Annotated in this window: 10 protein-coding genes; all 10 read left to right on the top strand. The window is 66.1% G+C overall.

Annotated features, from left to right (window positions below):
* Window positions 1-97 precede the first annotated feature (97 nt).
* Window positions 98-3,361: a transcription-repair coupling factor gene (gene mfd / locus ACYOEI_RS23680; protein ID WP_462852100.1), complete on the top strand. Its 3,264-nt coding sequence runs from the start codon at window positions 98-100 to the stop codon at window positions 3,359-3,361.
* Between the two features lie 548 nt (window positions 3,362-3,909).
* On the top strand, window positions 3,910-6,573 hold the full coding sequence (locus ACYOEI_RS23675) for a peptidylprolyl isomerase (RefSeq protein ID WP_462852099.1): 2,664 nt from the start codon (window positions 3,910-3,912) through the stop codon (window positions 6,571-6,573).
* Window positions 6,574-6,928: 355 nt separating this feature from the next.
* Window positions 6,929-7,729, top strand: a complete 801-nt coding sequence (locus ACYOEI_RS23670; RefSeq protein WP_462852098.1) for an RDD family protein — start codon at window positions 6,929-6,931, stop codon at window positions 7,727-7,729.
* A gap of 2 nt (window positions 7,730-7,731) precedes the next feature.
* Window positions 7,732-8,715, top strand: a complete 984-nt coding sequence (locus ACYOEI_RS23665; RefSeq protein ID WP_462852097.1) for a stage II sporulation protein M — start codon at window positions 7,732-7,734, stop codon at window positions 8,713-8,715.
* A gap of 168 nt (window positions 8,716-8,883) precedes the next feature.
* Entirely contained in the window at window positions 8,884-9,666 is a 783-nt protein-coding gene (locus tag ACYOEI_RS23660; protein ID WP_462852096.1) for a hypothetical protein, read from the top strand.
* Window positions 9,660-10,397 carry a DUF4129 domain-containing protein gene (locus ACYOEI_RS23655; RefSeq protein WP_462852095.1) on the top strand — a complete coding sequence of 246 codons (738 nt, stop codon included), beginning with the start codon at window positions 9,660-9,662 and terminating at the stop codon, window positions 10,395-10,397. The genes ACYOEI_RS23660 and ACYOEI_RS23655 overlap by 7 nt, the downstream gene beginning before the upstream one ends.
* Window positions 10,398-10,612: 215 nt before the next feature.
* Window positions 10,613-11,719: a hypothetical protein gene (locus ACYOEI_RS23650; protein ID WP_462852094.1), complete on the top strand. Its 1,107-nt coding sequence runs from the start codon at window positions 10,613-10,615 to the stop codon at window positions 11,717-11,719.
* A complete protein-coding gene (locus ACYOEI_RS23645; RefSeq protein ID WP_462852093.1) occupies window positions 11,716-12,771 on the top strand; it encodes an AAA family ATPase in 1,056 nt (351 codons plus the stop codon). Before ACYOEI_RS23650 ends, ACYOEI_RS23645 begins: the two co-directional genes overlap by 4 nt.
* Complete coding sequence (locus tag ACYOEI_RS23640) at window positions 12,768-14,084, top strand: DUF58 domain-containing protein (RefSeq protein ID WP_462852092.1); 1,317 nt, start codon at window positions 12,768-12,770, stop codon at window positions 14,082-14,084. Before ACYOEI_RS23645 ends, ACYOEI_RS23640 begins: the two co-directional genes overlap by 4 nt.
* Before the next feature lie 525 nt (window positions 14,085-14,609).
* Window positions 14,610-15,509 carry a hypothetical protein gene (locus tag ACYOEI_RS23635; protein WP_462852091.1) on the top strand — a complete coding sequence of 300 codons (900 nt, stop codon included), beginning with the start codon at window positions 14,610-14,612 and terminating at the stop codon, window positions 15,507-15,509.
* Window positions 15,510-15,573: the final 64 nt, after the last annotated feature.

Here is a 15,573-nt window from a genome sequence, read left to right as displayed (position 1 = left end):
CCCGGCTTGATCTCGACGAGCGGGGCCCGTTCCGCTCGACTTACACCGGGATCGATGGGGAATCGCGGGCCGAGCCCCAGTTACGAAACACACGCCCATGGTCAAGGAAATGACGGCGACCGCCCCCCCGGTCCGCGAGTTGAAGGACCTGACGAAGCTGATCCAGCGTGCGTCAGGATTCCCCGAGGTCCTCGCCTCGCTCAAGAACGGCCGTAGCGGAACGATCGACGGGGCCTGGGGATCCGCCGGCCCCCTGGCCGTGGCCGCTCTTGGACTCCACGCGCCGCAAACGTTCCTGGTCGTCCTGGCCCATGTGGGGGACGTCGACGACTTCCGCGACGATGTCGCCACCTTCGCCGGGGTCGCCCCCGAGGTTTTCCCCGCCTGGGATCGGCTCCCTCGCGAGGCCAGCGCCGGCGACGAGGTCTTCGGCAAACGGCTCCGCGTCGTCAAGCGATTGGCCAGCCCCTCGCCCCCTCGCTTCGTCATCGCCCCGTTCCAGGCACTCTTGCAGCCGGTCCCCACCCTCGAGACGCTCGCCAAGGCCTCGCGCACGGTCCGCGTCGGCGACACCATCGCCGTCGAGGAGCTGACGAAGTGGCTCCTCGAACACTCGCTCACCCGGGCGGAGGTTGTCGAGGTCGCGGGGGAGTTCAGCCTCCGCGGCGGCATCCTCGACATCTTCCCGCCCGACTCTTCCGAGCCGGTCCGCATCGAGTTCTTCGGCGACGACATCGAGTCGATCCGACCGTTCGACCCCGAGACCCAGCGCTCGCTCGACCGCTGGGACTCGGTGACGTTGACCGCCGCGATCTCCTACGACGGCGACAATCTCGCGGGGCTCGGCTCCATCACCGAGGCCTTCCCCGAAGGAACCTGGGTCGCGGTCCTCGAACCGCATGACGTCAAGGAAGAAGGACGACACTACCTCGGCCGTTCCGAGGACCCCCGCGGTCTCTACACCGTCGATAGCACCCTGGGCCGACTCTTCAAACGCCCCTCGATCACGCTCTCGACGCTCGCCGCCGACTCGCTCGAGACCTCGTGCCACCTCCGCATCGAGAGCGTCGAGCGGTTCTCCGGCGAGCTCTCCAAGGTCAAGGCCGAGCTCGACAGCGCCTCCGGGGGCGACAACGTCCTGATCGCCTGTCACAACGCCGCGGAGACCGATCGGCTCGGCGAAGTCTTCGCCGACACCGAGATCGCCCGGAGCGGCCGACTTCACCTGACGGTCGGGAAGGTCCGGTCCGGCTTCCACATGACGGATGCCCGGACCCTCATCATCGGCGACCACGAGCTCTTCGCCCGCGCCGATATCCGGCGGCCGACGACGCGACGACGGTACGAAAGCCGGGCGATCGACAGCTTTCTCGACCTCAACGAAGGGGACCTGGTCGTCCACGTCAACCACGGGATCGCGCGCTACCGCGGGCTCCAGATGGTCGACAAGACCGCCGAGCACTCCGAGGAGACCCTACTCCTCGAGTTCGCCGAGGGCACGAAGATGTTCGTGCCGATCGCGAAGATCGATCTCGTTCAGAAGTACGTCGGCGGTGGCAAGGCCGACCCCGGGCTCTCCAAGATCGGCTCCTCGTCCTGGGAGAAGCGGAAGAAGCGGGTCGCCGACGCCGTGGTCGACCTCGCCGCGGAGTTGATCGATATTCAGGCCGCCCGCGCGAGCCAGCCTGGAATCGCCTACCCGGCCGAAGATAGCCACTGGATGGCCGAGTTCGAGGCCGCCTTCCCTTATCAGGAAACGCCCGACCAGCTCTCCGCGATCGACGCGCTCAAGGTCGACATGGCCAAGCCTCGGCCGATGGACCGCCTGATCTGCGGCGACGTCGGCTACGGCAAGACCGAGGTCGCGGTCCGCGCGGCGTTCAAGGCGGTCGACGCCGGCAAGCAGGTGGCCGTACTTGTCCCGACCACGATCCTCGCCGAGCAGCACCATCGCAGCTTCAACGCGAGGATGGCCGAGTTCCCGTTCACGATCGAGGTCGTCAACCGGTTCCGGCCCAAGTCCGAGATCCGAGACGTCCTGAAACGGACCGCCGCGGGCTCGGTCGACATCCTGATCGGCACCCACCGGCTCGTCCAGAAGGACGTGACCTTCAAGGATCTGGGCCTGGTCATCATCGACGAAGAGCAGCGATTCGGGGTCGAGGACAAGGAGTGGCTCAAGACCCTCCGCTCGACGGTCGACGTGCTCACCCTCTCCGCGACCCCAATCCCTCGGACCTTGCACATGAGTCTGCTGGGGATCCGAGACATTTCGAACCTCGAGACGCCCCCGCCCGACCGCAAGGCGATCGAGACTCGGATCCTCCGGTTCGACGCCGAGACGGTCAAACGCGCGATTCACCGCGAGCTCAACCGGGACGGCCAGGTCTACTTCGTCCATAACCGGGTCCACGACATCCACACGATCGTCGACCGGATCCAGGCGATCGTGCCCGAGGCCCGGATCACCGTCGGGCACGGCCAGATGGGGGGCGAGGCGCTCGAGAAGACGATGCTCGGCTTCATCAGGCGCGACTTCGACATCCTCGTCGCCACCACGATCATCGAGTCGGGCCTGGACATCCCCAACGTCAATACGATCTTCATCAACGAGGCCGACAAGTACGGCCTCGCCGACCTCCACCAGCTCCGAGGCCGGGTCGGCCGTTACAAGCATCGCGCGTACGCCTACCTCCTGCTCGAGTCCGACAAGCCGGTGACCCCGAACGCCGTCAAGCGGCTCAAGGCGATCGAGGAGTTCACCGAGCTCGGGGCCGGGTTCAAGATCGCGCTCCGCGACCTCGAGATCCGGGGCGCAGGGAACATCCTCGGGTCGGAACAATCCGGCCACATCGAGAGCGTCGGGTACGAGCTCTACTGCTCTTTGCTCGAGTCCGCCGTCCGGGCGCTGACGAACAAGCCCGAGCGGGCGATGTTCGACTGCTCGATCGAGCTCTCCTGGCGCGCCTACCTGCCGAAGGATTACGTCCCCGGGCCTCGGGTCAAGGTCGAGCTCTATCGAAGGCTCGGCAGGCTCCGGAGCTTCGAGCGCCTGGCCGACTTCCGCCAGGAGCTCGTCGACCGCTTCGGCCCCTTGCCGAATCCGGCCGAGAACCTGATGGCCGAGGCCGAGCTCCGCATCCTCGCCGAGCGCTGGCAGCTCGAGCGGATCCACGTCGAGGACGAGTACGCCGTCCTGACCTATCGGAATCCCAAGCGGATCGCGAGCCTCGCCGCCCTCCACCCGAGGATCGTCCGCATCGTCGACGAGAAGACGGCCTACATTCCTCTCGAAGAAAAACGGCCCCACGGTTCCTTCGTCATGGGGATCGTGAGGCCGATCCTCCAGGCTTCCCATTGATAGCCCCTTCCCTAGAGCGGCTAACGTGCGGCTGGCACAGGGCACGACGTGTCGCGTGACCCGAGAGCAGAGGCGGAAACGGGGACTGGCTCCGTAGCGAAGCGCAGGTGCCTGTCCTCGTTTCCGCCGCAGCGGACGGCGACGGCCCGGAAAATGGGGACAGGCACCCGGCCTCGGAGTTGATCCGTGAGGGGGCCAAGCCTGACCCGGCCGGGAGCCAGTCCCCGTTTTCCTCCGACGTGCGTAACGCGTGCGTGAACCGCTCTAGAGATCGCTGGGGGAAACGCGCAAATCGGGTCAATACGGATGTCCTGGCAAACGCAACACGGTGTTCATACGTGCCGGCGAAGCGAACTTCCCCAATTCGGCCTTGTCAGGGTGATGGGTCGCGGTTAGGTTGTCGAGAACCTATCTAACGAGGCCGCCACGAGCCTTCGACTTCTCGCACCCCGAGGAACCCGCATCCCCCTCGAGATGATCCCCTGGCGATTGGCCTGGAAGGCCGGTCGCCGATCGACGTTTCCGATCTCCAAGGATGGAGAATGCCCATGAACCGCCTCGTCGTCGCCGGAACGCTCGGCCTAGCCCTCGTCGGCTGCGCCCAGGACCGGTCGGCCGTATCGCCACCGAACTCGCCCACGGGCCCGGTCGGCATGTCGACGTACCCATCGATCCATGATTCGATCAATATGGGTAACAAGAATGTCGACCCGTCGACGCTCCCGTCGAACGCCCCCTGGCGAGACACCAAATACGGCCCGCAGATGGCGGCCAACGGCCAGCCTCAGCCGACGATGGCCGCGCAAGCGGCCGGTCAACCGGCCTCCCCGCCGCCGGTAGCTTCCGCCACAAGCCCCGTCCCGACCGCCCAGCCGGCGCCCGCGCCGACCGGAATGGTTGCCGAGGCGCCCGTGGCCGCCCCGAACACCGCCGCACCCGAAGTGGCGATGCAGCCCGAACAGGCCCCGCAGGCCAATCCCGCCACCGCCGGTGGTGCCGTCGCGGCAGCCCCGGGTGGCGAGCCCCTGCCCGACCCGTCGGTCGGAGCAACCCCGGACGCCGTTCCGGTCACGGCCGAAGCCGCGAGCCCGGCCCCGGCTCCTGCACCCGCCGAGGCGGTCGCCGCCTCGCCCGGCTCGGAGCCCACAGCCGCCCCAACGTCCGAGGCCCCGGCCCCGGCCCCGACGATGGAACCGGCCGCGGCCGTCGCCTCGACGCCGGACGCCGGCTCACTCCCCGACCCCTCGGTCGGCGCCTCGCCGGACGCGGTCCCCGCGTCGTTGCCGCCTGGCTCGGCTCCCGGGAACGTCGCGGCCCCCACGGCCCAGCCCGACCCCGCGGTTGGCGCCAGCCCCGATGCCATCCCGACCGGACTCGCCCCCAACGGCGGGACCGTCGACCCGGCGAGCCTCCCCCTACCCGAACCGGCCGCCTCGGCTCCGCCCGCCGAAGCCCCGCCGGTCGGTGGTGCCCCGGCCGAGCTCGCCGCTCCGGCTGGCCCCGCCCCGACCGCCCTGCCCGACCCCTCGGTCGGTGCGAACCCCGACGCGGTCCCGGACCTCGGCGCCGCCCCCACGGTCTCGGCCCCGGCACCGCTCCCCGATCCGGCGTCCGCCCCTGTACCGGACGCGGCTCCGGCAGCCCTCCCTGATCCTACTGGTGCGGCGGCCCCGGCGCCGCTCCCCGATCCGGCTGGTGCCCCGGCTTTGAATGCCGAAGCACCTCCGATGCCGCCCGCCGACCTCGGGCCGCTCGAGGCGCCGCCGCTCCCGCCGGACGTCCAGGGCGCCGCCCCGGCCCCCTTGTCCGCGCCGGCAGCGGCTCCCGCACCGGCACCGCTCGCAGCGCCTGCCACAGCGGGAGCCGGCCAAAAGCCGGCGACAACCCCCGCCCCCGCGGTCGGCCAGAAGCCGGGGACGACACCCGCTCCGGCCAAGCCCGCGACCCCGGCCGCCGCGCCCGCGGCGGCCGCTCCGGCTCCGACTCCCCAGCCCCCTGTTACGGGGCCGGGGGCGGCGGAGAAGGCGGCCGCACCCGCGGCGCCGGCCGAAGCCCCGTTGCCCGAACTGCCGCCGCTGCCGGTCTCTCAGACCGGCGCGGGGGCCTCGCCGTCGACGGCCGTGACCTCTGGTCCGGCCCCGACGGCCCGCCGGGGCAACCTCGACACCGAGGTCCGCACGACGAGCAACGACCCGACCATTTTCCGTTCCGAGCTCCACTCCCCCAAGATCGTCAATGCGGGGGAGTTCGCCGCCGTCGTCGGCAACGAGGTCATCACACTCCACGAGTTGACCATGGCGGTCAAAGATAAGCTCAAGAACGTCCCCCAACAACAACGACCCTCGAGCAAGCAGCAGATGAACATGGTCGGCGCCGCCGTCCTCGCCGAGCTGATCCGCGAGAGCATCCTCTATCAGGAAGCCAAGAGCGAACTGAAAAACCCTAAACAATTACAAATGTTTATGGATTTTGCCGAGAAAGTCTGGAACGAAGACGAACTGCCACCCATGATGAAGAAGGCCGCATGCGTCAACGAGTATGAGTTGAAGAAGAAGCTCGAGGATGAAGGCACGTCCCTGAATCAGTTGCACGAGACCTTCCGCCGTAATTTCCTGGCGCACAGCTTCGTGAAGAACAAGCTCGGCGCGAAGATGACGGTCTCGCTCCCCGAAATGCGCGACTACTATAATACCCACATCAAAGACTATGAGCAGCCGGCGATGATCACCTGGCGCGAGATCGTCGTCGAGGTCGACAAGCAAGGCGGCCCAGTCCCGGCGAAGAAGAAGGCCGACGCCATCCTCGCGAGGCTGCTCAAGGGCGAGGACTTCGTCAAGGTCTGCAAGGCCGACAGCGACGGCCCCGACCTCTCGAAGAAAGAAGGGGGCCTCTGGAAGACCTCGCCGGGGAGCTATGGGGTCGAGGCGGTCAACCAGGCGCTCGAGGCCCTGGAGGTCGGCAAGCTCAGCCGGGTGATCGAAGGCCCCGCGAGTCTCCACATCGTCCGAGTCGAGGGCCGGCGCCCCGCCGGCCCGACGTCGTTCGCCGACATCGCGCTCCAGGACAAGATCCGGGAGAAGGTCTATAAGGAAAAGGTCGACCGGATCACCAACGCCTTCATCGAGAAGATCCGGAGTGAGACGCCGATCCGGACCATGTTCGACGGCACGGAGAGCGATCCCAAGCTCGCTCGACGTATGACGCACAACTGAGGGACTTACCTCGAATGAACGGGCGCGACACCGAGAGGCCCGGTCGAGCGGTTCTCCCATCCTCCGCGCTCTTGCTCGTACCCGACCGACCTGGATTCTCTCCCTCCAGGCTCGACCCACGACTCCCTCCTCGCTCGTATCCCACGCACTCGACCGGTCTCACGCTTCCCCGCAAACCGCCGACCATACCGTAGCCCATGGCCGGACGGCCTCACCCGTTCGGTGGGATCATTGGAATTGGCAAGTGGTTGCGGAAACGGGCTCGCTCGGATAGCATGCTTTCCGACGACGAAGGCGCAGGAGGGCCGAGGCGGCGTGGAGTCTGGCCCCGCGTTCCTTTGAACGGCGGCGTCCGATGGCCACGGCAATACAGAGCCAACCCCCACTCGCAGATCCCCTCGATACGACGGTCCGGCTGGTGACGCCGGAGCGCATCGTCTTCGATTACCCCCTGGCGGGTCCATTTCGTCGCTACTCGGCGTATCTGCTCGACGTCGGGATTATCGTCGCGCTATTGATCGTCATCGCCTTGGTGGCGGTGCTGCTGGCCTCCTTCGGGACGACCTCGGCGCCCGGGCCGATGCTCGTCGCCTATTTCGTGATTATGTGGGGGTATCGGGCGGCCTGCGAGGTCTTCCTGAACGGTCAGACCTTGGGGAAGCGGATGATGGGACTTCGGGTCGTGACCGACCGGGGAGTCCCGATCACGGCGACCCAGGCCCTGCTCCGCAACCTGGTCGGGGCGCTCGACGGGACCGTGCCGTTCCTCACCACGCCCGGGCTGACCGCGATGCTCCTCCTCTTCGGCCTCTCGAGCATGCTGCTGACCCGGAAGTTCCAGCGCCTCGGCGACCTCGCCGCCGGGACGATGGTGGTGGTCGAGCAAAGGCGAAGACGGACCGGCGTCGTGCGGGTCGACGACCCCGAGGTCGTCGCGCTCTTGCCCTGGTTCCCGGTCCGAGTCTCCGCGGGGCCGGAGTTGTCGAGGGCGATCTCGGACTACGTCATCCATCGCAGGCGCTTCGGGCGGGCCAGGCGTGAGGAGATGGCCAAGACCCTGGCCTCGCCGATCCGGGACCGGTACCGGCTCCCCGCCAACTCGACATCCGACGCCGTCGTCTGCGCCTTGTATCACCGCGTGTTCCTGGGGGAATGACGATGAGGGTCGTCGATCGGCTCGCGAGTCGAGAGGCCTCCTGGCGCGAGCTGGACGCCCTGTTGGACCGGCTCTCCGACCGCCGGATTCGCCATGCCTCGACCGCCGAGGTCCTCCGCCTCGGCGAGCTCTACCGCTCGGCGTGTACCGACTTGATGACGGCCGAGGCCCACGACCTCCCCCGCGACACTGTCGGCTACCTCCACGCCCTGGTCGGCCGGGCGCACAACGCCGTCTACCGCACGAGCGGTTTCCGGTTCGAGGACCTCGCCGTCTCCCTCTTCGGCGAAGCCCCGCGCCGGCTCCGCTCCGACCCTGCCCTGAGGATCGCGGCCCTGGTTTTCTACGGCGGGTTCTTGATCTGCGCCCTGCTCGCGGCGGGCCGGCCTGGGTTCAGCCAGAAGATCCTCCCCGAAGCCTACCTCGACCAGATGGACGAGATGTATTCCCACTCGTTCACCGACCGAGGCAAAGCGGGGGAAGAAGGAATCTCGCGCAACGATACGCTGATGGCCGGCTTCTACATCCAGCACAACACCTCGATCGGCCTCCAGTGCTTCGCCTGGGGGCTTGCCCTGGGTTTGGGGAGCCTCTACGAGCTCTTCTCCAACGCCATGATCCTGGGGACCGTCTTCGGCCACATGGCCACCTCCCCGAACGCGGGGAATTTCTACACCTTCGTGACCGCCCACGCCCCTTTCGAGCTCACGGCCATCGTCCTCTCCGGCGCCGCGGGCCTGCGGCTCGGGTTCGGCCTGATCGACACCCAGGGCCAGTCTCGCCTGGGCTCGCTCCGACGCGAGGCCAGGAACGCCCTCCCCACCGTGGGCGCCTCCGTCGTCCTGTTCATCCTCGCCGCATTCGTCGAGGGGTACGTCTCCGCGTCGCCGCTCCCCTACTCGTACAAGGCCGGTTTCGCGATCTTCAGCACCCTCTTGTTGCTGGCCTACCTGACGCTTGGAGGACGAAGGCGGCCATCGGCATGAATTGGGCCGTTCATCAAACGAACCGGAACATTTCCTCAACAGATTACGCAGATTCACACAGATCAACATTCCAAACAACAAATTTCGTTTTTTGAATTAGCCGTGTTTCCTCCGTGTTCAATCCGTGGCTAAAAAAGCCCCTCAAGACTCCAAACAGAGGACAAACGGTTGGCCGTCGATCGGACTCTGGTGCAAATTCGGGAGCGGACTGTCCTGGACCTCCTCGACCTTTCCCTGGTCGTCGTCAGGGAGCGCCCGGTCGCGCTCGGCCTCGCGGCGTTCGTCGGAATCGCACCGTTCGCGGCGTTCGATGCGTGGCTTTTGAACACGGCGGACCTCCCGATCGTCATCATGATCGTCCTGCTCCTCCTCCAAACTCCCTGGGCCACGGCCCCCCTGACCGTGGTGCTCGGCGGCCTGATGTTCGGCGAACGCCCGTCCGTCAGGCGAGTCGCGGGGACTCTCATCCGGTCGTTTTTCCCTATATTTATTTATCAGACCGTAATCCGCACGATCCTCATCGTGACCTGCGTCGGTTATCTCCTGTTCGTCTCGCGATACACATTCCTCAATGAGGTCATCCTCCTGGAGCGGGGACGGGTCCGGGGATCCCTCAAGCGGGTCGTTCAGCTCAGCGATTCGTACGGCGGCGAATTGTTCGCCCAGTGGCTCGCCCAGATCTTCTTCGGGACGTTGTTCGTGCTCGGATTCGGTCTGGGGACGAGTACGATCCTCGGCATCCTGTTCAAGAGCCAGATGACCTGGGAACCGGCGTGGTCCGACATCGTCCACCCCCTGATCCAGTTCGGCCTCTGGCTGGCGATCGCCTTCTTCGGGGTTGTTCGATTCATGGCCTACATCGACCGCCGGATCCGCCTCGAGGGCTGGGAGGTCGAGCTCCGCCTCCGCGCGGCCGGGCGGGCGGCCTCGGAGGAGGGCCGAGGATGGTGACCACCACCTCGCTGGGCCTCATCCTCCTCGGCATCGCCCTCGGCGAAGGAGGGGTGCAAGGTCCCGACGTCCCGGACGACTCGGCTGTACGGTCGGCCCTCAAGCAGGGAGCCTATCCCTGGTATGACGCGCGTTCCGACTCCGCGAAGCCCATCTGGCCCCCCGGGACCGAATTCGCCGATTGGCTTGGCTCTAAATCCCAGTGGCACACAAGTTGGAATCCCCCGTCCTTCGGCTCGATTCCGATCGGCGACATCCTGGTCGTCGGGCTGGCCATGCTGGCCCTGGCGCTCTTCGTCGTCTTCCTGGTGGAAGCCTGGAGGCGCTATCGTCCAACCCCGCAGGAGACACCCTCCACCATCTCGATCGGCCGCTCGAAAGCCCCGCTCGAAGGACTCCCCGAGGGAATCCGGCCGACGACCAACGACCCCTGGACCGAGGCCGCCGACCGTGCCTCCCGGGGTGACTACGCCGGCGCGATCGTCTGTCTGTTCGCCTACCAACTCCTGGTCCTCGATCGAATGCACCTGATCCGACTGAGCCCGGGGAAGACGGCCCGACAGCTCGTCCGCGCCATCGACGACCGCAACTACCGCGACTGCGTCGACCCGACCCGACGCGCATTCGAGGCCGTCTACTACGGCCACCAGGCACCGACCGCCGAGGCCTTCGCGACCGTCTGGCAACACGCCGAGGCCTTCAAGCGGCGGGCCGCAGGATCGGCCCAATGACGTACAAACATTTCATCACAACAATTCGCCCAGAAACCTGTTCTTTTCTTAAAAAACGAGTTTCTGACACGCTCGACCATGACATCCCCCCCGGGATGACATCGCCTCCTCCCACAGAAACCCGTTTTTTAAGAAAAAAACAGGTTTCGAGAGGGGGGAGGAGCCTTGTCGCACTCTTCCTCCTCCTCGCCCCGGGCTGCGGGAGCGGGGACCACGTGGAGGTCGAGTACGGCCGATCTCGGGGCCAGAGCCTCAACGGAACGAAGGTCTTCGCCGAGATGCTCCGGGCGGAGGGGCACACCGTAAGGACGGCGTTCCGTCTGACCGACGAGTTGAACGGATGGGCCGACGCCATCGTCCGATTCGCACCCTACTCCGGCCCTCCCCGACGTGACGAGTCCGACTGGTACGAAGTCTGGCTGGATGGCGGCGATGATCGTCGACTGGTGTATGTTCCGAGGGATGTCGGGGTCGCTTCCGAATACTGGGATCAAGTCCTTCGAGCCCTCCCCGAGTCGGCCGATCCCAAGCGGAAAGATCAAGCGAAGCGGTTACGTGACGAGTCGAAGACACGCTCCTCGACGAACCCCGCTTCGACCAAGGATAAAGACAAGGACCACGAGCTGGCCGATCCGAGTGATTGGTTCGCGGTCGACCCCGGCAAGTCGGAGTCGGAGACGTGCAAGACGTTCGAAGGCCCCTGGGCCCTTCAACTCAACGCATCTGAGGCCGCCCTGCCCCGGCACGACACGCTCAAGGTGCAGTCGGAGACCGTCCTGCTCATGGGTGACGAGAAACCCCTCGTGATCGAATGGAGTCGGCACAATCAGAGCCAGGTCCTCGTCGCGGCCAACGGCACGTTCCTCCTGAATGCCGCGTTGCTCAATCGGGCCCGACGCCCCTTGGCGCTCCGGACGGCCCAATGGTTGGGCTCCGAACCGCGGAGGGTCGCGTTCGTGGAAGGAGGGGCCCTCGTCGGAGAACAGCCCGAGCCCCCGACCCCGTTCACGCTCATGAGGATCCATCCCTTCGGCTGGATCGCCGCGCAGATCCTGGCGGTCGGCCTGGCGGCCTGCCTGGCCCGGGCCCCTCGCCTCGGCCGACCTCGCCCCGAGCCCGTCTCGGGCGAAGACCGGCCGGTCGCCAATCCCGAGGCCATCGGGATGCTCCTCGCCAAGACCGGTCGGGCCAACGATGCGCGGAACATTCTCGAGATCTACCGCCGTTGGCGATATGCGAGCCACCCCGATCGGGTCGTCCTCCCCCCTACGGACGTCGACCAACCCGAAATCTTCATCCTCCCCGAGTCCTCCTCGAAATGAGCGAAATCGATCCGTCGCTACCCTCCGAGCCGATCCTCCTGCCCGACGAGCCGGAGGCAGAACCGCTGGCCACGACCTCCTCATCGACACCGAAGGAGTCCTCGCCGGTCGCCGAATGGGCGGCCCGCGTCGTGGCCGAGCTCAACAAGGTCTTCATCGGCCAGGACGCGCTCGTCCGAGGCGTCCTCGCGGCCCTCCTCGCCGACGGGCACGTCCTGATCGAGAGCGTCCCCGGACTCGGCAAGACGCTCCTGGTGCGCGTGCTCGGCCAGGTCCTCGGCTGTGCGTTCAGCCGGATCCAGTTCACGCCCGACCTGATGCCCTCGGACGTGACCGGCTCCCCCGTCTACGACGAGCGGATCCACGACTTCCGCTTCCGCCCGGGCCCTGTCTTCACCCAGATCCTGCTCGCCGACGAGATCAACCGAGCCCCGGCCAAGACCCACTCGGCGCTCCTCGAGATCATGCAGGAGACTCGGGTCACCATCGACGGCGTCGAACACCCGATCACCCGGCCGTTCCTCGTCATGGCGACTCAGAACCCGATCGAGTCCGAGGGGACCTATAACCTCCCCGAAGCCCAGCTCGACCGCTTCCTCTTCAAGCTCCTCGCCGACTACCCCAGCCTCGACGAGGAGACGAACATCCTCCGCCTGCACACGAAGGGGCTCGGGCCGGACCTCGCGCTCACTTCCACTCTGTCGACCGTGACCAACCCCGAGGAAGTCCTCGCGATGCAAGGCCGATGCGCCGGGGTGCTGGTCGACGACCATGTCCTCGGCTACATCGCGGCCCTGGTGCGTAAGACCCGGATGTGGCCGACGTTCTCGTTGGGGGCGTCACCCCGCGCGGGGGTCGCCGTCCTCCGAGGGGCCCGGGCGATCGCGGCGCTGGAGGGGCGCGACTACGTCCTCCCCGACGACGTCCAGGAAGTTGCCATCCCCGCGCTTCGGCACCGCGTCCAGCCCACTCCCGAGGCCGAGATCGAGGGGAGGACGCCCGACGAGCTCCTCACCGAGCTGATTCGATCGGTGGAGGTCCCCCTGCGATGATCTGGCCCGGAAGGCCGCTCGCGATCGCCCTGCTCGTCCCGACGCTCTTGTCGTTGGCGCTCTTCGTCGTCGACGCGATCGGCCCGGCGATCCTCGCCCTCGACCTGGTCATCGGCCTGGTGGCCCTCGGAGACCTCGCGACCCTCGTCGGCGCCCGGAAATTCCAGGCCCGTCGTCGTTGCGGGACGGTCGCATCGCTGGGAGAGGCGCAAGAGGTCGAGCTCGTGCTGGAGAACCTCGGCCGTGCGGGCCGGATCCTCCGCGTCCGCGACGACGTCCCGCCGACGTTCGCCGCCGAGCCGGCCGAGTTCCTCGTCAGCGTCCCCGCGCGCGGCCACGCCGCGCTCTTGTACAAGGTAACTCCGAAGCGCCGGGGGACCTACGCTTTCCACCAGGTCGACGCCCTGGTCGCGAGTCGACTCGGCCTCTGGCAACGATCGATCTCGATAGCCGAAGAGACGACCGTCCGGGTCTATCCCGACATCCGCCAGATCGGCCGATACACCCTGCTCGCCCGCCGGGACAAGCTCAATTCGCTCGGCGTCCGGCGCTCGCGACAGCTCGGCAACGACAACGAGTTCGAGCGGCTCCGCGACTACATTGAAGGCGACGAGCCCCGACACATGGATTGGCGGGCGACCGCTCGTCGAGGCAAGCTGACGGTCCGGACCCACCAGGTCAACCAAAGTCAGCGGGTGATCTTCCTCGTCGACTGCGGCCGGATGATGGCCGGCGACACGGGCAACGGCCTCTCGCCGCTCGACCATGCCTTCAACGCGATGTTGTTGCTCGCCCACGTCGCGTTGATCCGAGGCGACCAGGTCGGCCTCCTCGCGTTCTCCGACCGGCTCCTCACCTACGTCCCGCCGGGCGGCGGCCCGGGGAAGATTCGACGACTGGTCCACGGCGTCCACAACGTCTTCCCCCAGCTCGTCGAGTCGCGTTACGACCGCGCCTTCGTCGAGCTCGAGAAGCGTTGCCGCAAGCGTTCGCTCGTCGTCCTGATGTCGAACCTGTTCGACGACGTCAACGCCGGTCTCGTCGTCGACCACCTCGCGAACCTCGTCGGCCGGCACCTCCCCCTCGGCGTCTTCCTCCGCGACCACGACATCTTCGCCCTCGCCGACAACGCCCCCGACAAGGGCCCCGGCCTCTATCAAGGCGCCGCCGCCGCCTCCCTCCTCAACTGGCGCGAACGCGTCCTCTCCGGCCTCCGCAAGCGAGGTGCCCTCACCCTCGACGTCTTTCCCGACGATCTCACCGCCCCCTTGATCAATGAATACTTGCAAATCAAAGCACGCCATCTCCTTTGACTTCCGAAACCCGGTTTTTTCTTCAAAACCGGGTTTCTGATGCCACAGGCAAGGCCGTCCGGAGGGGAGTCGGCAACGAGGGCGGCAGAAATCAAACCTCTCCCGAAACCTGTTTTTTTCGTAAAAAACGGGTTTCTGTGGGAATCGACAACGACGTCCCACAGGGGGGGATCCCCTGTCAAGTCCGCCAGAAACCCGTTTCTTAAGAAAAAAACAGGTTTCGATACCAGTTCCGATGAAACGGACGAAGACATTCGCCATGGGCCGGGCTTGGCCTCTCCCATAAGAAGGCTCGGCCCCTTGAAAACGAATGTCCGCCGAGCCTCGAACGCGTGATGAGACAGAGCGTCGAACGAGGGTTTTGACGGAACCCTGTCGGCCGGTTTTTTCGCGGGGCGCTTTGCGCCAATCCGCCGACATGAGATCATTTCCGTCGATTCCCGAGGGGCAACGATCAGCCGGCCGACAAGCCTAGCTGTTCGACCCCAGGAGATCCGGATCCGTCGCGACGAGAGGGAGAAGAGGATGTCGTATTTGCCCCCGGACTTTCCCGAGGACCGCATCAATCCGTATGCACCGCCGAAGGCGGATTTCGACGACAGGCCGTTGCAGTTCCTTCCCGAGGGCGGGGCCTACGTCCGGTTCGAAATCGGCGAGATATTGACTCGCACGTTTGAGATCTTCACACAGAACGTGAAGCTCTGCCTCGGCACCCTATCCTTTCACCTTGCCCTGACCATCGTCTTGGGAGGTTTCGGTCTCTTCCTCTACCGGCTCCTGATGCAGTCCGGTCAGGAAAATCTCGCGGTCTTCGCCGTCATCGGCATCGCGATCTTCTATATCATCGCGGAAATAGGTCTCGTGATGGGCATGCTCCATGTCTTATTAAAACTCGCGAAGGGACAGACGACGCACATTGTCGAGGTGCTCGGGGGTGGCCAATACTTCTGGAGAGCGGTGGGGGCGACGATTCTCTTGCAGCTCTGCATGATAGGGGTCTCCTTCATACTCGTGCTTCCTGTCGGAATCGCCGGAGTATTGCTCGGAGAGCAGAAAATCTTGATGGTCGTCGTTGTCATCCTCACCTATCTGGCCCTCTTCCTCGCGTCTATCTACATGAACGCAAGATTGGGTCAAGCGTTCTTCTGTATCATCGACCGCAAGGTGGGCCCCCTCACCGCCCTCAAAACCTCGGCCGAGCTCACCCGGGGTAGGACCGGCACGATCTTTTTGATCTGGCTGCTCACCACGTTGATGAACACCGCCGGCACGATGGCCTGTTACCTGGGCCTGCTGGTGACCCTCCCGTTTTCCACGCTCATGTTGGCCGTGACGTATGTAGCCCTGACCGGGGCGACCGACGAGCTCGAGTTTCTCCCGGATTCCAAGCCTCCGCTCGACCTCGACTTCGATGGCGTCGCCTGACGCGGTCGACCTCAAAGGCTCCGTCGGACCGGTCGCTGGGCCGAGGACGGGGCGATCCAACAAA

The sequence above is a fragment of the Singulisphaera rosea genome, from assembly GCF_054877945.1.
This window is presented reverse-complemented; position numbering and strand designations above follow the sequence as displayed.

Bases quoted from the DNA above. Each gene is read 5' to 3' on its own strand.
- ACYOEI_RS23655 (WP_462852095.1), top strand. From the start codon at position 9,660: ATGGTGACCACCACCTCGCTGGGCCTCATCCTCCTCGGCATCGCCCTC.
- ACYOEI_RS23635 (WP_462852091.1), top strand. From the start codon at position 14,610: ATGTCGTATTTGCCCCCGGACTTTCCCGAGGACCGCATCAATCCGTAT.
- ACYOEI_RS23640 (WP_462852092.1), top strand. From the start codon at position 12,768: ATGATCTGGCCCGGAAGGCCGCTCGCGATCGCCCTGCTCGTCCCGACG.
- ACYOEI_RS23645 (WP_462852093.1), top strand. From the start codon at position 11,716: ATGAGCGAAATCGATCCGTCGCTACCCTCCGAGCCGATCCTCCTGCCC.
- ACYOEI_RS23665 (WP_462852097.1), top strand. From the start codon at position 7,732: ATGAGGGTCGTCGATCGGCTCGCGAGTCGAGAGGCCTCCTGGCGCGAG.
- ACYOEI_RS23675 (WP_462852099.1), top strand. From the start codon at position 3,910: ATGAACCGCCTCGTCGTCGCCGGAACGCTCGGCCTAGCCCTCGTCGGC.
- mfd (WP_462852100.1), top strand. From the start codon at position 98: ATGGTCAAGGAAATGACGGCGACCGCCCCCCCGGTCCGCGAGTTGAAG.
- ACYOEI_RS23670 (WP_462852098.1), top strand. From the start codon at position 6,929: ATGGCCACGGCAATACAGAGCCAACCCCCACTCGCAGATCCCCTCGAT.